This window comes from Affinirhizobium straminoryzae (genome assembly GCF_007004135.1).
GTDB classification, from domain to species: domain Bacteria; phylum Pseudomonadota; class Alphaproteobacteria; order Rhizobiales; family Rhizobiaceae; genus Neorhizobium; species Neorhizobium straminoryzae.
Genome location: NZ_VJMG01000117.1, coordinates 1 through 19,972, shown reverse-complemented (window position 1 = coordinate 19,972; position 19,972 = coordinate 1). Strand labels below are relative to the sequence as shown.

The window sequence follows — 19,972 nt, the reverse complement described above, 5'->3', positions numbered from 1 at the left end:
GCCGAATTACTCGACGATGGCGGCGACGATGCCGGCGCCGACGGTACGGCCGCCTTCGCGGATCGCGAAGCGCAGCTTTTCTTCCATCGCGATCGGAACGATCAGCTCGACGTCAACGGTCACGTTGTCGCCCGGCATAACCATTTCCGTGCCTTCCGGAAGCGTCACGATGCCCGTCACGTCCGTCGTGCGGAAGTAGAACTGCGGACGGTAGTTCGTGAAGAACGGCGTATGACGGCCGCCTTCTTCCTTCGTCAGGATGTAGGCTTCAGCCTTGAACTTCTTGTGCGGCTTGACAGTGCCCGGCTTGCACAGAATCTGGCCGCGCTCGACGCCGTCACGGTTCACGCCGCGGATCAGCGCGCCGATGTTGTCGCCAGCCTGGCCCTGGTCGAGCAGCTTGCGGAACATTTCAACGCCGGTCACGGTCGTCTTGGAGGTGGCGCGGATGCCGACGATCTCGACTTCTTCGCCAACCTTGATGATGCCGCGCTCGACGCGACCCGTCACAACCGTACCACGACCCGAGATCGAGAACACGTCTTCGATCGGCATCAGGAACGGCTGGTCGATCGGACGCTCAGGCGTCGGGATGTAGGCGTCAACCTGGGCCATCAGCTCGCGAACGGCGTCTTCGCCGATCGTCTTGTTGCTATCTTCCAGAGCCGCCAGAGCCGAACCCTTGACAACCGGAACATCGTCGCCCGGGAAGTCGTAGGACGACAGAAGTTCGCGAACTTCCAGTTCAACGAGTTCCAGAAGCTCGGCGTCGTCAACCTGGTCAACCTTGTTCAGGAACACAACCAGAGCCGGAACGCCAACCTGGCGGGCCAGCAGGATGTGTTCGCGCGTCTGCGGCATCGGGCCGTCTGCGGCCGAGCACACCAGGATCGCGCCGTCCATCTGTGCGGCACCCGTGATCATGTTCTTTACGTAGTCGGCGTGGCCGGGGCAGTCGACGTGCGCGTAGTGACGGTTGGCCGTCTCGTACTCCACGTGAGCCGTCGAGATCGTGATACCACGGGCCTTTTCTTCCGGTGCGGCGTCGATCTGGTCATACGCCTTGAATTCACCGAAGTACTTCGTGATCGCTGCCGTCAGAGACGTCTTGCCATGGTCAACGTGGCCAATCGTGCCGATGTTCACATGCGGCTTGGTACGCTCAAACTTGCTCTTTGCCATTTCAGGCTCTCCATCTGTTTCCCCGCGCGAAGCGGAGCAATTCTTCGTTCTTCTGTCTCAAGGGTTACCCCGGTCACTTCTGACCGGAGTACTTCGCCTGAATTTCCTGAGCGACGTTGTTGGGAACCGGCGCGTAGTGATCGAAGACCATCGAATACTGGGCGCGGCCCTGCGACATCGAACGCAGGTTATCGACGTACTTGAACATGTTGGCGAGCGGCACGTGAGCGTTGATCACGATCGCAATGCCGCGCTGTTCCTGGCCCTGGATCTGGCCACGACGCGAGTTCAGGTCGCCGATGACGTCACCGACGTAATCTTCCGGCGTCACAACCTCGACCTTCATCATCGGCTCGAGCAGCTGGGCGCCGGCCTTCTTGGAGGCTTCGCGGAAGCAGGCACGCGAGGCGATTTCGAAGGCGAGAACCGAGGAGTCGACATCGTGGAAGGCACCATCGATCAGGGTTGCCTTGACGCCGAGCATCGGGAAGCCGGCCAGCGGACCCGAAGACAGAACGCTTTCGATACCCTTCTGGACGCCGGGGATGTATTCCTTCGGAACCGAGCCGCCGACGATCTTGGATTCGAACACGAAATCTTCGCCATCCGGGTTCGGTTCGAAGACGATCTTGACGCGCGCGAACTGGCCGGTACCACCGGTCTGCTTCTTGTGCGTGTAATCTTCTTCGCAAAGCCGGGTGATGGTTTCGCGGTATGCCACCTGCGGAGCACCGACGTTGGCTTCAACCTTGAACTCGCGACGCATACGGTCGACGATGATGTCGAGGTGAAGTTCGCCCATGCCGGCAATGATGGTCTGGCCGGATTCCTGGTCGGTCTTGACGCGGAAGGACGGGTCTTCGGCTGCCAGGCGGTTGAGCGCGAGGCCCATCTTTTCCTGGTCGCCCTTGGACTTCGGCTCGATCGCGATCTGGATGACCGGCTCCGGGAATTCCATGCGCTCGAGGATAACCGGCTTCAGGGGATCGCAGAGCGTGTCACCCGTGGTGGTTTCCTTGAGGCCGGCGAGAGCCACGATGTCGCCTGCGAAGGCTTCTTCGATGTCTTCACGGCTGTTGGAGTGCATCTGCAGCATGCGGCCGACGCGCTCGCGCTTTTCCTTGACCGTGTTCATGACGGACGAGCCCTTTTCGAGCTTGCCCGAATAGATGCGGCAGAAGGTCAACGAGCCGACGAAGGGGTCGTTCATGATCTTGAACGCCAGCATCGACAGCGGCTCGTTGTCGTCGGCGTGACGCTCGATTTCCGCTTCGGTCTTGGCGTCGATGCCCTTGATCGCCGGAATATCGATCGGCGACGGCAGGAATTCGACAACGGCGTCCAGCAGAGGCTGAACACCCTTGTTCTTGAAGGCAGAGCCGCAGAACATCGGGAAGAACTTGACGTCGATGGTGCCGCGACGGATGAGCGCGCGGATCTTGTCGTTGTCCGGCATGTTGCCCTCGAGGTAGGCTTCCATGGCCTCTTCCTCGATTTCAACGATCGTCTCGATCATCTTCTCGCGGTATTCCTCGGCGCGTGCCTTGAGGTCTTCCGGAATTTCCACGACGTCCCAGGCAGCGCCGAGCGATTCATCGCGCCAGACGAGCGCGTTCATCTCGATCAGGTCGACAACACCCTTGAACTCGGTTTCTGCGCCGATCGGCAGCTGGCAGACGACCGGGGTCGCGCCGAGACGCGACTTGACCATCTCGACCGAGCGGTAGAAGTCCGCGCCGGTCTTGTCCATCTTGTTGCAGAAGATCATGCGCGGAACGTTGTACTTGTCTGCCTGGCGCCAGACGGTTTCCGTCTGCGGCTCAACGCCGGCATTGGCGTCGAGGAGAGCAACAGCACCGTCGAGAACCCGCAGCGAACGCTCGACTTCGATCGTGAAGTCAACGTGGCCGGGGGTGTCGATGATGTTGAAGCGGCGCATCTTGCCGTCGCGACCCTTCCAGAAGGTCGTGGTCGCAGCGGACGTGATCGTGATGCCGCGCTCCTGCTCCTGCTCCATCCAGTCCATGGTCGCGGCGCCGTCATGGACTTCGCCGATCTTGTGCGACTTACCGGTGTAGTAGAGGATACGCTCGGTGGTCGTCGTCTTGCCGGCGTCGATATGCGCCATGATACCGAAATTACGGTAGTCTTCGATTTTATACTCGCGAGCCATAGGACTGCCTTTCGAACTTCGATCGGATGAAGATTACCAACGATAATGCGAGAACGCGCGGTTCGCGTCGGCCATCTTGTGGGTGTCTTCGCGCTTCTTGACGGCGCTGCCACGGTTGTTGGCGGCATCCATCAGCTCGCCGGAGAGGCGGTCAACCATGGTGGTTTCGTTACGCTTGCGGGCGGCAGCAATCAGCCAGCGAATGGCGAGAGCCTGGCGGCGCTCCGGACGAACGTCAACCGGAACCTGGTAGGTCGCACCACCAACGCGGCGCGAACGCACTTCAACGTGCGGAGCGACGTTGTCGAGTGCCTGATGGAAGACCTGCAGGGGCTCCTGCTTGGTCTTGCCCTGAACGGCATCGAAGGCGCCGTAAACGATGCTTTCGGCGACGGACTTCTTGCCATGCAACATGATGGCATTCATGAACTTCGTGACAACCAGATCACCGAACTTGGGATCCGGGTTGATTTCACGCTTTTCTGCTCTGTGACGTCTGGACATGCGTTCTGTCTCTTCAAAAAGGGTAAAGGCGCCTTAACACGCGGAGAACCTCGCGCGGCGCCGGAACAGGTGATTACTTCGGACGCTTCGCGCCGTACTTGGAGCGGCGCTGCTTGCGGTTCTTGACACCCTGGGTATCGAGAACACCGCGGATGATGTGATAACGGACACCCGGAAGGTCCTTGACGCGGCCGCCACGGATCATGACGACGGAGTGTTCCTGAAGGTTGTGACCTTCACCCGGAATGTAACCGATAACTTCAAAGCCATTGGTCAGGCGGATCTTCGCGACCTTACGCAGAGCCGAGTTCGGCTTCTTCGGGGTCGTGGTGTAAACGCGGGTGCACACGCCGCGCTTCTGCGGGTTTTCCTGCAGTGCAGGCACCTTGTTGCGCTTGACCTGTGCCTGGCGGGGCTTGCGGATCAGCTGGTTTACGGTAGGCATATACCCATCCCTTGCAAAATCTACTCTCAAGGCCCTTATCGGGCCAGTGTTGCGCCGTCTCCGGCCTCGGCACACATATCAACATGCGCAAAACGTGGCCCGATCCGAAATTTCGGACGGACCACATAAAGCAGAGGACGCATGTCCATGCGTCGTGCGTGCGGCATACGTGTCTTCAACGTGCGTTTTGGAACCTTGTTTAAGGCCAAGTCAGGAACGAGTCGATCCAGACGGGCAAGCCTCACATCGCTTCCGATGCCGGGCGTTTACTGTTTTAGCCTCGCCACGTCAAGGCCGATTTCCGATTTAGTCCCGCAACAGCCTGTATCACAGGGGTTTTAGCGACATCAATGATGACCTGAACAGGGAAAACCCGGGCTACCGATTATTAACCACTGTGATTTGTCAGGCAAGCCGCTAAGTATGCAGCGAGTTTGCCGGCCGCCCTGAGTCGGTCCCTCCCGTTATGCAAAAGGAGCGCAATTCCGATGATCAGCCAGCCGGACAACGACAACAGCCGCGAGCAGCCGATGATCTTCATCATCATCGGCAAGGGATATGTCACCAAGGATTCCGAAGGCGTCGAGCTGCACATCCTGCTGGCCGCGCCCGATGACGATACTGCCGTGCGCGAAGCGTTGAACGCACTGTCCGAAGAGGGTTTCATCGAGGCCGACCTCGATCAGATCGGCGTTCTCACGGAAGAGCCGGTGGAAGAGCCGCACGCGTCCGCCTATCAGGGCGCGCTCGACGGCGAAGTTTCCATCATCCGCTTCGGATAAGACCATCCACACGGGCGACGGTCGCGCCATACACCAGGATTTGCCCGCCATCCGGGCGGGTAATCAATCTTCGATAAAAAATAGAAGCCTACAGTTTCCAAAAGGTGTCCTTCGCTCGTCCTCCCCTGTCGGACGGAGCAGTCACTGTCACCGGACGTCCATGTTGCCCTGCTACCGCTTGACGGTTCACCCCAGCAAGGAGGCACAATGTCCCGCCTATCCCGTATTGCAACCCTCTGCTTTTCCATCCTGATTGCCGCAACCACAACGGTCCTTGCCGAAGAGAAGGCAAAGCCGTTCGCCGACGCCAGCGAAATCAACCTCCTCGCGCTTCTGCCGCCGCCGCCTTCGGCGGACTCGGCGAAGATGCAGGCCGAACTCGGTGAGATCCTCACCATCCAGGTCACACGCACGCCGGAGATGGAAGCGCGCGCCAAGGCCGACGTCGAGGAAAACGTCTGGCGCTTCAGCGATGTCGTTGCCAATCCGAAGTTTACCCGGGAAAACCTGCCGAAGTTCGCCGCCTTCTTCGACCGCGTCGTTGCAACCGAAGGTGCCGTCGTCGATCCGGCCAAGGATGTGTGGAAGCGCCCTCGCCCGCACCTCTACAGCGATCTCGTCAAGCCCGTTGTTCCGCTGTCGAAGTCCGGCTCCTATCCATCCGGCCACACGACGGTTGGTACGCTGATGGGCATTGTTCTCTCCAACATGCTGCCGGAAAAGCGCGACCCGATCATGCAGCGCGCCTGGGCCTATGGCTGGAACCGCGTCATCGGCGGCATCCACTATCCCTCCGACATCGAGATGGGCCGCATCTCCGGCACGGTGATTGCCCAGACGATCATGACGCATGACGACTTCAAGGCCGAGTTCGAGGCCGCCAAGACCGAGTTGCGGACCACGCTCGGTCTCTGACGGTTCTCGTCACCAGATCTTTTCAGCCCGCTCGCAAAGAAGCCGCCCGGATCGCTCCGGGCGGCTTCTTTCTTGTCTGATCTGTCCGTATGGCTGGCGATTATTCGCCAGCCGGAACCTGACCGGCCATGTCCTGCAGCATCGGGGTCGCCGTGGAGGCACCCGTGCCCTTGCGGCGCTCCTCGAGGATCATCTCGTCGCGCGACGTGGCGATGCGACGGATCTGCGTCATGGTGCCACCGGTACCGGCCGGGATGAGACGGCCGACAATGACGTTTTCCTTGAGACCCTGCAGCGTGTCCATCTTGCCGGCAATCGCCGCTTCCGTGAGAACCTTGGTGGTTTCCTGGAAGGAGGCAGCCGAGATGAAGGACGGCGTCTGCAGCGAGGCCTTGGTGATGCCGAGCAGAACCGGCTCGCCGAAGGCAGGCTTCTTGCCTTCCTCGATGAGACGCTCGTTGGCATCGTCCAGTTCGATGCGGTCGACATTGTCGCCCACAATGTACTGGCTGTCGCCGGAATCGGTGATCTCGACCTTCTGCAGCATCTGGCGAACGATCACCTCGATGTGCTTGTCGTTGATCACCACGCCCTGCAGGCGGTAGACTTCCTGGATTTCGTTGACCAGGTACGAGGCAAGTGCCTCGACGCCCTTGATCGCCAGAATGTCGTGCGGTGCCGGGTTACCGTCGAGGATGTAGTCACCCTTTTCGATATAGTCGCCGTCCTGAAGATGGAAGGGCTTGCCCTTCGGGATCAGGTACTCGACCGGCTCGACACCGTCTTCCGCCGGCTCGATCATCACGCGACGCTTGTTCTTGTAGTCGCGGCCGAGGCGGATCGTACCATCGATCTCTGCGATGATGGCGTGATCCTTCGGACGACGGGCTTCGAACAGTTCGGCAACGCGCGGCAGGCCACCGGTGATGTCCTTGGTCTTGGCGCTTTCCATGGGAACACGCGCAAGCACGTCGCCCTGGCTGACCTTCTGGCCCGGCTCGACGGACAGGATGGCGTCGACCGAGAGCATGAACCGGGCGTCGCCGCCACGGCTGAGCTTCACGATCGAACCCGACGCGTCCTTGATGACGATGGCCGGCTTCAGGTCCGTACCACGCGGCGTCGAACGCCAGTCGATGACCTGACGCTTGGTGATACCGGTGGATTCGTCGGTCGATTCCAGAACCGAGATCGAGTCGACGACGTCTTCGAACTGGACGACACCCGACACTTCGGTGAGCATCGGACGGGTATAGGGGTCCCACTCCGCCAGACGCTGACCGCGCTTCACCTTGTCGCCGTCATCCACGAACAGCTTCGAACCGTAGGCGACACGCTGCGAGGAACGCTCCACGCCACGTTCGTCCAGGATCGTGATCGCCATGTTGCGGCCCATGGCAACCAGGTTGCCTTCGGAATTGCGCAGCGCATTGCGGTTCTTGATCTGGATCGTGCCTTCGTAGGAGGCTTCCAGGAACGACTGGTCCACCACGTTTGCCGTGCCACCCAGGTGGAACGTACGCATGGTGAGCTGCGTGCCCGGCTCGCCGATCGACTGGGCCGCGATGACGCCGACGGCTTCGCCCATGTTGACGGGCGTGCCGCGGGCAAGGTCGCGACCATAGCAGACCGAGCAGACGCCCGTCTGGACTTCACAGGTCAGCGCCGAGCGAATGCGGACGGACTGGATGCCCGCCTTTTCGATCTCGATGACATGCGGCTCGAGGATCATCTGGCCGGCCTTGACCAGATTTTCGCCGGTCACCGGGTTGTCGATGTCATCGAGCGCCGTACGGCCGAGGATGCGGGCGCCGAGCGAAGCAACGACCTGACCGGCGTCAACGATCGCCGTCATGGTCAGGCCCTTGTCGGTGCCGCAATCGACCATGTTGACGATGCAGTCCTGCGCCACATCAACGAGACGACGCGTCAGGTAACCGGAGTTCGCCGTCTTCAGAGCGGTGTCTGCGAGACCCTTGCGGGCACCGTGGGTCGAGTTGAAGTACTCGTTCACGGTCAGGCCTTCCTTGAAGTTGGAGATGATCGGCGTCTCAATGATTTCGCCCGAAGGCTTGGCCATCAGGCCACGCATGCCGCCCAGCTGGCGCATCTGGTTCGGAGAACCGCGGGCACCCGAGTGCGACATCATATAGATGGCGTTCATCGGCTTCTGGCGACCCGTCTCCTTGTCGAACTCGACCGCCTTGATGCGGGCCATCATGTCTTCGGCAACCTTTTCGGTCGCCTTGCCCCAGGCGTCAACGACCTTGTTGTACTTCTCGCCCTGGGTGATCAGGCCGTCGTTGTACTGCTGCTCGTATTCCTTGACCAGGCTTTCGGTCTCGCCGACGATCTTGGCCTTGGTTTCCGGGATGATCATGTCATCCTTGCCGAAGGAAATGCCCGCGCGGCAGGCGTGGGTGAAGCCCAGCTGCATGATGCGGTCGCAGAAGATGACCGTGTCCTTCTGGCCGCAATGGCGGTAGACCGTGTCGATCATCTTGGAGATGTTCTTCTTGGTCATTTCCTGGTTGCAGATCTCGAACGGCACATTGACGTTCTTCGGCAGCAGTTCGCCGATGATCATGCGGCCCGGCGTGGTTTCATAGATCTTCGAGACCGGCTTGCCTTCGGCATCCACGGTCTTGAAACGACCACGGATCTTGGCATGCAGGGTGACGACCTTGTTTTCCAGCGCGTGGTGCAGTTCACCCATGTCGGAGAAGGCCATGCCTTCGCCCGGCTCGTTCTGGTTCATGATCGACAGATAGTAGAGGCCGAGAACCATGTCCTGTGAGGGAACGATGATCGGCGCGCCGTTTGCCGGGTGCAGGATGTTGTTGGTGGACATCATCAGCACGCGGGCTTCCAGCTGGGCTTCCAGCGACAGCGGCACGTGAACGGCCATCTGGTCGCCGTCGAAGTCGGCGTTGAAGGCCGTGCAGACGAGCGGATGCAGCTGGATGGCCTTGCCTTCGACCAGGATCGGTTCGAAGGCCTGGATACCCAGACGGTGCAGCGTCGGTGCACGGTTCAGGAGCACCGGATGCTCGCGGATGACCTCGTCGAGGATATCCCAGACCTCCGGCTTTTCCTTTTCAACCAGCTTCTTGGCCTGCTTGACGGTCGAGGAGTAACCCTTGGCGTCGAGGCGGGCGTAGATGAACGGCTTGAACAGTTCGAGCGCCATCTTCTTCGGAAGACCGCACTGGTGCAGCTTCAGTTCCGGACCGGTCACGATGACGGAACGGCCGGAATAGTCGACGCGCTTGCCGAGCAGGTTCTGGCGGAAGCGGCCCTGCTTGCCCTTCAGCATGTCGGACAGCGACTTCAGCGGACGCTTGTTGGCACCGGTGATGACGCGGCCGCGGCGGCCGTTGTCGAACAGCGCGTCCACAGATTCCTGCAGCATGCGCTTTTCGTTGCGAATGATGATGCCCGGCGCGCGCAGTTCGATCAGGCGCTTCAGACGGTTGTTACGGTTGATCACGCGACGGTAGAGATCGTTCAGGTCCGACGTCGCGAAACGGCCGCCGTCGAGCGGCACCAGCGGACGCAGGTCCGGCGGGATCACCGGCACGACCTTCATGATCATCCATTCCGGGCGATTGCCGGACTCGATGAAGTTCTCAACGATCTTGAGACGCTTCATCAGCTTCTTCTGCTTCAGGTCCGACGTGGTGTCGGCCAGTTCCGAGCGCAGGTCGCCGGCCAGCTTGTCGAGGTTCATCGACGCCAGCATTTCGTAGATGGCTTCCGCACCGATCATCGCGGTGAACTGGTCTTCGCCATACTCGTCAACCGCCAGCATATACTCTTCTTCGGTGAGCAGCTGGTGTTCCTTGAGCGCGGTGAGACCCGGCTCAGTGACGATGTAGTGTTCGAAGTAGAGAACGCGCTCCACATCCTTCAGCGTCATGTCGAGCAGGGTTGCGATGCGCGACGGAAGCGACTTCAGGAACCAGATATGGGCAACCGGGGCTGCCAGCTCGATATGGCCCATGCGCTCGCGGCGAACGCGCGACAGCGTGACTTCGACGCCGCACTTTTCGCAGATGATGCCCTTGTACTTCATGCGCTTGTACTTGCCGCACAGGCACTCGTAGTCCTTGATCGGCCCGAAGATGCGCGCGCAGAAGAGGCCGTCGCGTTCCGGCTTGAACGTACGGTAGTTGATGGTCTCCGGCTTTTTGATTTCGCCGTAGGACCAGGAGAGAATCTTCTCAGGCGACGCGATCGAGATGCGGATCGAATCGAAATGCTGCGCAGGCACCTGCGGATTGAAAAGATTCATGACCTCTTGGTTCATGCCTGTCTCCTTATGGGGCTGTCAGCCCTCGGCTTGCGAACGAACCATCCTCAATGGACCCGGGGTGGACGGTCGTCGCCAAAAACGGTCGTAGCCGCAAAATGCGGCGGAATTCCCCTGCCCGGCGATGGCTTCCGCCGGAGGGGATGGCGCGCGTCCCCTGTGGGTCGCGCGCCCGCGTTTTTCTTTACTCGGCAGCGTCCGGCAGCTGGCCGGAACCATCGGCCGCGTCGAGCTTGGAATTCTCCAGCTCGACCGACAGGCCCAGCGAGCGCATTTCCTTGACGAGAACGTTGAAGCTTTCCGGAATACCGGCTTCGAACGTATCGTCGCCACGCACGATCGCCTCGTAGACCTTGGTACGGCCTGCCACGTCGTCCGACTTCACCGTCAGCATTTCCTGCAGGGTGTAGGCGGCGCCGTAGGCTTCGAGCGCCCAGACTTCCATTTCCCCGAAGCGCTGACCGCCGAACTGCGCCTTGCCGCCCAGCGGCTGCTGCGTCACGAGCGAGTACGGACCGATCGAACGGGCGTGGATCTTGTCGTCAACCAGGTGGTTCAGCTTGATCATGTACATGTAGCCGACTGTCACCCTGCGGTCGAAGGGCTCGCCGGTACGGCCATCGTACAGAACCGACTGACCCGACGGATCAAGACCGGCACGCGTCAGCATGGCGGACACGTCGCTTTCATGCGCACCGTCGAAGACCGGCGTGGCGATGGAGACGCCGCGCTTGGCTTCCTCGGCCAGACGCACCAGCGATTCGTCGTCGAAGCGCGAAACCTCGTCATGCGATTCCGACGCATAGATCTCGGTCAGCTCGTTCTTCAGATCGGTGATGTCGAGATGCTTGCGATAGTCCTCAAGCATCTGGCCGATCTTCTTGCCCATGCCGGCGCAAGCCCAGGCAAGGTGCGTTTCGAGAATCTGACCGACGTTCATGCGCGAGGGAACGCCGAGCGGGTTCAAGCAGATGTCGACCGGGGTCCCGTCTTCGAGGAACGGCATGTCCTCGACCGGTACGATGCGCGATACGACGCCCTTGTTGCCATGACGACCGGCCATCTTGTCGCCTGGCTGGATCTTGCGCTTCACAGCAACGAAGACCTTGACCATCTTCATGACGCCCGGAGGCATTTCGTCGCCACGCTGGACCTTTTCGACCTTGTCCATGAAGCGCTGTTCAAGGCGCGACTTGGATTCGTCGTACTGGCCACGCAGGGCTTCGATCTCCGCCTGGACCTTTTCGTCCTCGACGGCGAACATCCACCACTGCGACCGCGGATATTCGGAGACGACCGCGTTGGACAGCTCGACGCCCTTCTTGAAGCCCTTCGGGCCGGCAACCGAGATCTGGCCGCGCAGCATGTCGACCAGACGGCCATACACGTTGCGGTCCAGGATCGCCTGTTCGTCGTCACGGTCCTTGGCGAGACGCTCGATTTCCTCGCGCTCGATCGCCATCGCGCGCTCGTCCTTCTCCACGCCGTGGCGGTTGAAGACGCGAACTTCGACGACGGTGCCGAAGGTACCGGGCGGCATGCGCATGGAGGTGTCGCGCACGTCGGACGCCTTTTCACCGAAGATGGCGCGCAGGAGCTTTTCTTCCGGCGTCATCGGGCTTTCGCCCTTCGGGGTGATCTTGCCGACCAGGATATCGCCCGGCTGCACTTCCGCACCGATGTAGACGATACCGGCTTCGTCCAGGTTCTTCAGCGCTTCTTCCGATACGTTTGGAATGTCGCGCGTGATTTCTTCGGGGCCAAGCTTGGTGTCGCGGGCCATCACTTCGAATTCTTCGATGTGGATGGAGGTGAACACGTCGTCGGAGACGATGCGTTCGGACATCAGGATCGAGTCTTCGTAGTTGTAGCCATTCCACGGCATGAACGCGACGAGCGCGTTGCGGCCCAGCGCCAGATCGCCGAGGTCGGTCGAAGGACCGTCCGCGATGATGTCACCCTTGGAGATGATATCGCCGACGCTGACCAGCGGACGCTGGTTGACGCAGGTGTTCTGGTTGGAACGCTGGAACTTCTGCAGGCGGTAGATGTCGACGCCGGACTTGCCGGCATCCAGATCTTCCGTGGCGCGAATCACGATACGCGTCGCATCGACCTGGTCAACCACACCGCCACGACGGGCTGCGATCGCAGCACCGGAATCACGGGCAACCACCGGTTCCATGCCAGTACCAACGAACGGCGCCTCGGCGCGGATCAGCGGCACGGCCTGACGCTGCATGTTCGAGCCCATGAGCGCGCGGTTGGCGTCGTCGTTTTCCAGGAACGGAATGAGAGCGGCCGCGACCGAAACGAGCTGCTTCGGCGAGACGTCCATCAGGTTGATGGTATCGCGCGGCGCGAGCATCACTTCGCCGGCATGGCGGCAGACGACGAATTCTTCCGTGAAGCCGCCTTCGCCATCCAGCTCGGCATTGGCCTGCGCCACGTAATACTTCGCCTCTTCCATGGCCGAGAGGTAGATCACGTCATTGGTGACCTTGCCGTCGACGATCTTGCGGTACGGGCTTTCGATGAAGCCGTACTTGTTGACGCGGGCAAACGTGGCGAGCGAGTTGATCAGACCGATGTTCGGACCTTCCGGCGTTTCGATCGGGCAGATACGGCCATAGTGGGTCGGATGCACGTCGCGGACTTCGAAGCCGGCACGCTCACGGGTCAGACCACCCGGGCCAAGAGCCGAGAGACGGCGCTTGTGCGTGATTTCCGACAGCGGGTTCACCTGGTCCATGAACTGCGACAGCTGCGAGGAGCCGAAGAATTCGCGAACGGCGGCGGCTGCCGGCTTCGCATTGATCAGGTCCTGCGGCATGACCGTGTCGATCTCGATCGAGGACATGCGTTCCTTGATCGCGCGCTCCATGCGCAGCAGCCCGAGACGGTACTGGTTTTCCATCAGTTCGCCGACGGAGCGAACGCGACGGTTGCCGAGGTTGTCGATGTCGTCGATCTCGCCCTTGCCATCGCGCAGGTCGACCAGCATCTTGACCACGGACAGGATGTCGTCCTTGCGCAGCGTGCGGACGGTATCCGGGCAATCAAGGTCAAGACGCATGTTCATCTTCACGCGGCCAACGGCGGAGAGGTCGTAACGCTCCGCATCGAAGAACAGCGAGTTGAACATGGCTTCCGCCGATTCCATCGTCGGCGGTTCACCCGGGCGCATGACACGGTAGATGTCGAACAGCGCGTCCTGGCGGTTCTGGTTCTTGTCGGCAGACAGCGTGTTGCGGATGTAGGCGCCGACATTGATATGGTCGATGCCAAGAACCGGGATCTCGTCGAAGCCGGCATCCAGAATGATGTTCAGCGTCTTTTCATCGATCTCGTCGCCGGCTTCGAGATAGATCTCGCCGGTCTGCATGTTGACGATGTCTTCGGCGAGGTAGCTGCCGAACAGGTCGTCATTGGTGGCCTTCAGAGCCTTCAGGCCCTTGTCGGAAAGCTGGCGCAGCAGACGCGGGGTCAGCTTCTTGCCGGCCTCGACCACGACTTCGCCGGTGTCGGCGTCAACGAGATCGGACAGGGCCTTCGCACCCTTCAGCGTGTCCGGCTTGAACGGCACGCGCCAGCCATTATCGTCACGCTCGTAGGTGGACTTGGTGTAGAAGGTCGACAGGATATCTTCGCCATCCATGCCGAGCGCCATCAGCAGCGAGGTCACCGGGATCTTGCGGCGACGGTCGATACGCGCATAGACGATGTCCTTGGCGTCGAATTCGATGTCGAGCCAGGAACCGCGATAGGGGATGACACGGGCGGCAAACAGCAGCTTGCCCGAAGAATGGCTCTTGCCCTTGTCGTGGTCGAAGAACACGCCCGGCGAACGGTGCATCTGGGACACGATGACGCGCTCGGTGCCGTTCACGATGAACGTACCGTTGTCGGTCATCAGCGGCATGTCGCCCATATAGACGGACTGCTCCTTGATGTCCTTGATGGACTTCGAACCGGTATCCTCGTCAATATCGAACACGATGAGGCGCAGCGTCACCTTGAGCGGTGCGGCATAGGTCAGGTCGCGCTGACGGCATTCTTCCACGTCGAACTTCGGCGGCTCGAATTCGTAGGAAACGAATTCCAGCATGGAGGCGCCGGAAAAGTCCGTGATCGGGAACACAGAGCGGAAAACGGCGTTCAGCCCCTCATCGGGGCGACCACCGGCTGGCTCTTCGACCATCAGGAACTGATCATAGGATGCCTTCTGAACCTCGATGAGGTTCGGCATCTCGGTAACTTCGGGGATCTTTCCGAAAAACTTGCGTACGCGCCTGCGACCGTTGAACGAAAGGGTCTGAGCCATCGTCGCTCCTTCAAAAATTGCATCCGGGCCTGCAACGGACGGGGCACGCTGGCCAGTCGACCCCGCCGAACAAATGGGTGGTTCAAACTCGTTCCGCCGAACGGACCGCCGGCCGGATTGCCGCACTGTCCGAAGGAGAACCATCCTCTTGAAGAACCCATTACCCAAGCGTCGTTTCACCGGCGCTTGGGTAACATGTTCTGAGGAAATGGCCGAAGGGAGAAGGCTGTAAAGCCCTCTCCCGCCGTATTTCCGATATTACTTAACGTCGACCTTGGCGCCGGCGTCCTCAAGCTTCTTCTTGAGGTCAGCGGCTTCGCCCTTGGAAACCGCTTCCTTGACCGGCTTCGGAGCGCCTTCAACGAGGTCCTTGGCTTCCTTGAGGCCGAGACCGGTGATGGCGCGGACTTCCTTGATGACGTTGATCTTGTTGGCGCCGGCATCCACCAGGATGACGTCGAATTCAGTCTTTTCTTCTTCGACAGCAGCCGGAGCAGCAGCGCCGCCAGCAGCAGCAACGGCTACGGGAGCAGCTGCAGAAACGCCCCACTTTTCTTCGAGCAGCTTGGAAAGCTCAGCGGCTTCCAGAACGGTCAGAGAGGAGAGGTCTTCAACGATCTTAGCGAGATCAGCCATTGTGATATGTCCTTGTATGTTCGGTTCGAACTGGTTGGTTTGTTACAGCGAAAAACCGCCTCAAGCGGCTTCGTCCTTCTTTGCGTAGGCCGCAAAAACGCGGGCAAGCTGAGCTGCCGGTGCCTGAACGACGCCTGCGATGCGGGTTGCCGGGGTCTGAATCATACCCAGCAGCTTTGCGCGCAGTTCGTCCAGCGAAGGCAGGGTCGCAAGCGACTTGACGCCTTCCGCGTTAAGCGTGGTCGAGCCCATGGCGCCACCGAGAACAACGAGCTTGTCGTTGGTCTTGGCGAAATCCATGACGACCTTGGGAGCCGTGATCGGGTCGGCGCTGTATGCGATCAGCGTCTGGCCCTTGAAGAGATCGATCATCCCTTCCGACTCCGTGCCCTGAAGAGCGATCTTGGCCAGACGGTTCTTCGCGACTTTGACGGTGCCGCCAGCGGCGCGCATCTTGGAACGGAAATCGTTCATCTGCGCGACGGTGACACCAGCATAGTGGGCCACGACAACCGAACCAGAAGCCTTGAAGACTTCGTTCAGCTCCGTGACGAATTCGCGTTTTTCCGCTCTTTCCACTGTCTGTCTCCAGTTGACAGGACCGATCGAATGACCGGGACCTGCCGGGTTGCCTTTGCCCCAAGGGATCCTACATGCAAGATCCCGAGCGGCGCTCGAGGATCCTGTCCCCCCGCACTTGAGCCCAAAGGCTCACGGCACAAGGCACATCAGGTTCGAACCGGAACCCTCAGGGGCGCATCACGCGCGCCTGTTGAAAATCCAGGTCTTACCCGTCTCATGCAGGTCATACGATTAAGGTCGAAACCACCCACAATCTCGGACAGGAATATCCGGGTTTCCCCGAATGTTTCCGGGCCCGAAAGCCCGGAAATTCTTGATCGGACACCGAGGCGCTCCGCCTCGGGTCAAAAACTTAAGCGAGAACCGTCGACGGCTCGACGCGCACGCCCGGACCCATGGTCGAGGACAGCGCAACGCGCTTGACGTAGTTGCCCTTGGCGCCCGTCGGCTTGGCCTTCAGAACAGCATCGGCAAACGCCTTGATGTTTTCTTCCAGAGCCTTGGCGTCGAAGGAAGCCTTGCCGATGCCGGCATGGATGATACCAGCCTTTTCGACACGGAACTCGACAGCACCGCCCTTGGAAGCCTTGACTGCACCGGCAACATCCATGGTCACCGTACCGACCTTCGGGTTCGGCATCATGCCGCGCGGGCCGAGAACCTTGCCGAGGCGGCCGACGAGCGGCATCATGTCCGGGGTCGCGATGCAGCGATCGAAGTCGATCTTGCCGCCCTGGACGATTTCGACGAGATCTTCGGCGCCAACGATGTCTGCGCCGGCAGCCTTGGCTTCGTCAGCCTTGGCACCGCGTGCGAACACGGCAACGCGAACGTCACGGCCGGTACCGTTCGGCAGGTTGACGACGCCGCGAACCATCTGGTCGGCGTGGCGCGGGTCAACGCCGAGGTTCATCGCGATCTCGATGGTTTCGTCGAACTTCGCGGTGGCGCGTTCCTTGACGAGGGAGATTGCGTCGGTGAGAGCAACCAGCTTCGTCGGATCAATGCCTTCGCGGGTCTTCTGGATACGCTTTGCAAGCTTTGCCATGATCAAGCCACCACTTCCAGGCCCATGGAGCGGGCAGAGCCCTCAACCATCAGCATTGCGCCTTCGACGTCAGCCGCGTTCAGATCCTTCATCTTGGCTTCAGCGATCGCACGGACCTGAGCCTTGGTGATGGTGCCAGCCTTGGCGCCCTTGCCGGGCGTCTTGGAACCGGACTGGATCTTCGCTTCCTTCTTCAGCCAGTACGTGACCGGCGGCTGCTTCATCGCAAATGTGAAGGACTTGTCCTGGTAATAGGTGATGACGACCGGGATCGGCATACCCTTTTCCATTTCCTGCGTGGCGGCATTGAACGCCTTGCAGAATTCCATGATGTTGATGCCACGCTGACCAAGTGCGGGGCCGATCGGCGGGGACGGGTTAGCGGACCCTGCCTTGACCTGCAGCTTGAGCTGGCCTGCGACTTTCTTAGCCATTTCTCTGCCTTTCCTGTAAAGACCGGTTACCCGGCCCTTGATGCCGGGCTTCCCCGGCGGCTGCGGTTGCGTGGTTCGTCTGAACGGCCCGGCTTCAGGCCGTCATCCTCCCACGCGAGTCGGGGAAAAGCTCCCCTTCATCGATCAGACCTTCTCGACCTGACCGTATTCCAGCTCGACCGGCGTTGCGCGGCCAAAGATCGAAACCTCGACCTTCAGGCGCGAGCGCTCCTCGTCGACATCCTGAACGATGCCATTGAAGGACGCGAACGGACCATCCGAAACGCGAACCTGCTCGCCGATCTCGAAGGAGATCGACGACTTCGGCCGCTCGACACCTTCCTGAACCTGACCCAGAATCCGCTCAGCCTCATAATCCGGAATCGGAACAGGCTTATTATCGGAACCCAGAAACCCGGTCACCTTCGGCGTGTTCTTGATCAGATGATAGGCTTCATCCGTCAGGTTGGCGCGCACCAGCACATAACCCGGGAAGAACTTGCGCTCGCTATCAACCTTGCGGCCGCGACGCACTTCCACCACCTTTTCCGTCGGCACCAGAATCTTTTCGAAAAGATGCTCAAGCCCCTTCTGGCGAGCCTTCTCCTCGATCGATTCGGCAACCTTCTTCTCGAAATTCGAATATGCGTGAACGATGTACCAGCGCGCCGCCATGTCTCTCTCCACCCGGAATCAGATATTGAAGTTCAGCACGAAGCTGATGAGCCAGCCGATCAGCTGGTCAGCGGCGAAGAAAAACAGCGCAGCAAAAATCACCATCACCAACACCATGGCAGTGGAGATCATCGTCTCGCGACGCGACGGCCAGGCGACCTTAGACGTCTCGGCGCGAACCTGCTGCAGAAACGCAAATGGATTGGTTTTGGATGCCATGTCTGCCCACGCAATTACGGCGCGTAAAGCTGACAACTTCAGCCCCACGCACCGCGTGTCTGTTTAACCCTACATAAACGTCGCGCTTGTCTTTCACAAGAGCAAAAACGGACGTCCGTTCATTTTGCCGCGACAGGGACGGCAACCCTCCTACCAGGGATCTATGAAATTCACATGTCACCTGGACGGAACTGGCAGGGGCAGAGGGGCTCGAACCCCCGACCTGCGGTTTTGGAGACCGCCGCTCTACCAACTGAGCTATACCCCTTTGTCCTTCCTGCGAAAGTCGCCCTTCGCAAGCATGGCGCTCCTTTAAAATGCGAATCCCGGCTTGGCAAGTGGCTTTATCGGCTTGTCGGACAAAAACTGAATGCCGCCGTCGCTCCCGATGGCCCAGCTGCGCGTGTCCACCGGCGGGACAGCCGCAAATGAGGCCCTGCGGGACATCAGGACATGTCTTCGGATGGCCTACGTTCGATGGGCCGATTCCAAAGCAGGCGTCGCAGATGCGCCGCGCGCCGGCCAAGCGAGCGCCGCCACTTGCGAATCGTGGCCAGCGACAGGAAGCGACACACACGCTGCCATACGCCCTTCAGGCCCTTTTGCGGACGGAAGCCGAAATTGCTGCGGCCCCACCCGATATGGCCGACGCCCGTGCCGGACAGCCAGGCCATGACGGCGCCCTGCTTCTTGTAATGCAGGCTGATCTCCGCCTCGTTGGCAAAACCGGCATAGCCGGATGGCAGCATCTGATAATCCGCAAGCCGCTTGAGCGAGGGATTGAACGTAAAGCTGTGCCAGACGTGATGTGCCGTCGGGGCGATCTTGCGATAGCCGAGATCCCGCATCTCGGGGATCCGGCGCACATTGTCCGGCATGTCGGCATCCGTACGCAACTGCACGAGATAGACATCCCGCTCACGCTTCAGGATCTCCACGGCACGGCCGAGAATACCGCCCACGGGAAATTCCCAGTCATCCTCCAGATGAAGAATATAGGGTGTCTTCACCTCGGCATAGGCCCGATCAATCGATCGAAGCTGGCCTATATTGGTCCCGTTGATGATGACGCGCAGCGGCTGATCCGGAAAGCGCTCGCGAATCGATTCGACAGATGCCAGATCGGAATCCTCGATAACGATGAATTCGGCGATCGGATAGTCATTGGTGCCAAAGAAGCTTTCAAGCGTCTTGACCAGAAGGTCATGGCGCCGGCAGCTCGTCAGCACGACGGTAATATCGGACATGTTGTAATCGTAGCCCCCAACGATGGGGAAGCGATAAACATGAGCACGAAACGTTGTCAACGGATGACGAACGGAACAATGCTGACCGTAAAGTGCATTCTTGGGACGGCACGCGAAGATCAAGAACACCGCTCGCAAAGTAGTGCGGCGAAACCCGTGTGGAACGAGGTGTGTTAATGTCCAAACACGACACAGAAGCCGCCGATACTACGCCGTTTTTGTGCTAAAGCGGCGCTGCCGTTTCATACTTTTTATACGCCTTGCGCCAGTCCACCGCGCAAACACACCCGAGGCTACCAACGCGCCATACAGCAAGGGACGTTGTGATCGCATGCGTGGATGACTGAAAGCGAAAAGGAAAAACACCCGGTCGAGCCTGTGCGCGACCGGGTGCCAATATTTCAGGACAACAGGCGGAAAACCAAACCGATCCCGCTGCCGCGGCGGGGACAGGAGTTACCCCCTGCCCCTTTAGCCGAATTACTCGACGATGG

At 60.1% G+C, this 19,972-nt stretch carries 15 protein-coding genes and 1 tRNA gene; 2 read left to right on the top strand and 14 right to left on the bottom strand.

What is annotated here, in order from left to right; genetic code table 11:
* Positions 1–6 precede the first annotated feature (6 nt).
* The 4 genes from tuf to rpsL form a co-directional block, all read right to left on the bottom strand.
* A complete protein-coding gene (gene tuf / locus FNA46_RS25655) occupies positions 7–1,182 on the bottom strand; it encodes an elongation factor Tu (RefSeq protein WP_143128073.1) in 1,176 nt (391 codons plus the stop codon).
* Between the two features lie 73 nt (positions 1,183–1,255).
* Positions 1,256–3,355 (bottom strand): elongation factor G, encoded by a 2,100-nt coding sequence (gene fusA / locus FNA46_RS25650; protein WP_143128072.1) that lies wholly within the window; start codon positions 3,353–3,355, stop codon positions 1,256–1,258.
* A 33-nt stretch (positions 3,356–3,388) separates the two neighbouring features.
* The gene (gene rpsG / locus FNA46_RS25645; protein ID WP_143128071.1) at positions 3,389–3,859 is read right to left on the bottom strand and encodes a 30S ribosomal protein S7; all 471 of its coding nucleotides are present in this window, start codon (positions 3,857–3,859) and stop codon (positions 3,389–3,391) included.
* A 73-nt stretch (positions 3,860–3,932) separates the two neighbouring features.
* On the bottom strand, positions 3,933–4,304 hold the full coding sequence (rpsL, locus tag FNA46_RS25640; RefSeq protein ID WP_003507760.1) for a 30S ribosomal protein S12: 372 nt from the start codon (positions 4,302–4,304) through the stop codon (positions 3,933–3,935).
* 488 nt (positions 4,305–4,792) lie between these two features.
* Between rpsL and FNA46_RS25635 the strand changes: the two genes are divergently transcribed.
* On the top strand, positions 4,793–5,086 hold the full coding sequence (locus FNA46_RS25635) for a transcriptional regulator (protein ID WP_143128070.1): 294 nt from the start codon (positions 4,793–4,795) through the stop codon (positions 5,084–5,086).
* A 207-nt stretch (positions 5,087–5,293) separates the two neighbouring features.
* Positions 5,294–6,001: an acid phosphatase gene (locus tag FNA46_RS25630; protein ID WP_143128069.1), complete on the top strand. Its 708-nt coding sequence runs from the start codon at positions 5,294–5,296 to the stop codon at positions 5,999–6,001.
* 100 nt (positions 6,002–6,101) lie between these two features.
* On the opposite strand, the gene rpoC is transcribed toward FNA46_RS25630, so the two are convergent.
* The 10 genes from rpoC to FNA46_RS25580 all read right to left on the bottom strand — a co-directional run bounded on the left by rpoC (position 6,102) and on the right by FNA46_RS25580 (position 19,478).
* Positions 6,102–10,310, bottom strand: a complete 4,209-nt coding sequence (rpoC, locus tag FNA46_RS25625) for a DNA-directed RNA polymerase subunit beta' (RefSeq protein ID WP_143128068.1) — start codon at positions 10,308–10,310, stop codon at positions 6,102–6,104.
* A gap of 187 nt (positions 10,311–10,497) precedes the next feature.
* Positions 10,498–14,637, bottom strand: a complete 4,140-nt coding sequence (gene rpoB / locus FNA46_RS25620; protein WP_143128067.1) for a DNA-directed RNA polymerase subunit beta — start codon at positions 14,635–14,637, stop codon at positions 10,498–10,500.
* A gap of 258 nt (positions 14,638–14,895) precedes the next feature.
* Positions 14,896–15,273, bottom strand: coding sequence for a 50S ribosomal protein L7/L12 (gene rplL, locus FNA46_RS25615; protein WP_143128066.1), 378 nt, complete (start codon positions 15,271–15,273; stop codon positions 14,896–14,898).
* Positions 15,274–15,333: 60 nt separating this feature from the next.
* Positions 15,334–15,852 (bottom strand): 50S ribosomal protein L10, encoded by a 519-nt coding sequence (gene rplJ / locus FNA46_RS25610; protein ID WP_143128065.1) that lies wholly within the window; start codon positions 15,850–15,852, stop codon positions 15,334–15,336.
* 355 nt (positions 15,853–16,207) lie between these two features.
* Positions 16,208–16,903 (bottom strand): 50S ribosomal protein L1, encoded by a 696-nt coding sequence (gene rplA, locus FNA46_RS25605; protein WP_143128064.1) that lies wholly within the window; start codon positions 16,901–16,903, stop codon positions 16,208–16,210.
* A gap of 2 nt (positions 16,904–16,905) precedes the next feature.
* Positions 16,906–17,337, bottom strand: coding sequence for a 50S ribosomal protein L11 (gene rplK, locus FNA46_RS25600; protein WP_062553865.1), 432 nt, complete (start codon positions 17,335–17,337; stop codon positions 16,906–16,908).
* Positions 17,338–17,481: 144 nt separating this feature from the next.
* On the bottom strand, positions 17,482–18,012 hold the full coding sequence (gene nusG, locus FNA46_RS25595; protein ID WP_143128063.1) for a transcription termination/antitermination protein NusG: 531 nt from the start codon (positions 18,010–18,012) through the stop codon (positions 17,482–17,484).
* A gap of 18 nt (positions 18,013–18,030) precedes the next feature.
* The gene (gene secE / locus FNA46_RS25590; protein WP_143128062.1) at positions 18,031–18,231 is read right to left on the bottom strand and encodes a preprotein translocase subunit SecE; all 201 of its coding nucleotides are present in this window, start codon (positions 18,229–18,231) and stop codon (positions 18,031–18,033) included.
* A 192-nt stretch (positions 18,232–18,423) separates the two neighbouring features.
* Positions 18,424–18,499: transfer RNA gene (locus FNA46_RS25585), tRNA-Trp, on the bottom strand.
* A 178-nt stretch (positions 18,500–18,677) separates the two neighbouring features.
* Positions 18,678–19,478, bottom strand: coding sequence for a glycosyltransferase family 2 protein (locus FNA46_RS25580; protein ID WP_143128061.1), 801 nt, complete (start codon positions 19,476–19,478; stop codon positions 18,678–18,680).
* Positions 19,479–19,972 lie beyond the last annotated feature (494 nt).

Coding starts and splice junctions, on each gene's coding strand:
- tuf (WP_143128073.1), bottom strand. CDS start 1,182: ATGGCAAAGAGCAAGTTTGAGCGTACCAAGCCGCATGTGAACATCGGC.
- fusA (WP_143128072.1), bottom strand. CDS start 3,355: ATGGCTCGCGAGTATAAAATCGAAGACTACCGTAATTTCGGTATCATG.
- rpsG (WP_143128071.1), bottom strand. CDS start 3,859: ATGTCCAGACGTCACAGAGCAGAAAAGCGTGAAATCAACCCGGATCCC.
- rpsL (WP_003507760.1), bottom strand. CDS start 4,304: ATGCCTACCGTAAACCAGCTGATCCGCAAGCCCCGCCAGGCACAGGTC.
- FNA46_RS25635 (WP_143128070.1), top strand. CDS start 4,793: ATGATCAGCCAGCCGGACAACGACAACAGCCGCGAGCAGCCGATGATC.
- FNA46_RS25630 (WP_143128069.1), top strand. CDS start 5,294: ATGTCCCGCCTATCCCGTATTGCAACCCTCTGCTTTTCCATCCTGATT.
- rpoC (WP_143128068.1), bottom strand. CDS start 10,310: ATGAACCAAGAGGTCATGAATCTTTTCAATCCGCAGGTGCCTGCGCAG.
- rpoB (WP_143128067.1), bottom strand. CDS start 14,637: ATGGCTCAGACCCTTTCGTTCAACGGTCGCAGGCGCGTACGCAAGTTT.
- rplL (WP_143128066.1), bottom strand. CDS start 15,273: ATGGCTGATCTCGCTAAGATCGTTGAAGACCTCTCCTCTCTGACCGTT.
- rplA (WP_143128064.1), bottom strand. CDS start 16,903: ATGGCAAAGCTTGCAAAGCGTATCCAGAAGACCCGCGAAGGCATTGAT.
- rplK (WP_062553865.1), bottom strand. CDS start 17,337: ATGGCTAAGAAAGTCGCAGGCCAGCTCAAGCTGCAGGTCAAGGCAGGG.
- nusG (WP_143128063.1), bottom strand. CDS start 18,012: ATGGCGGCGCGCTGGTACATCGTTCACGCATATTCGAATTTCGAGAAG.
- secE (WP_143128062.1), bottom strand. CDS start 18,231: ATGGCATCCAAAACCAATCCATTTGCGTTTCTGCAGCAGGTTCGCGCC.
- FNA46_RS25580 (WP_143128061.1), bottom strand. CDS start 19,478: ATGTCCGATATTACCGTCGTGCTGACGAGCTGCCGGCGCCATGACCTT.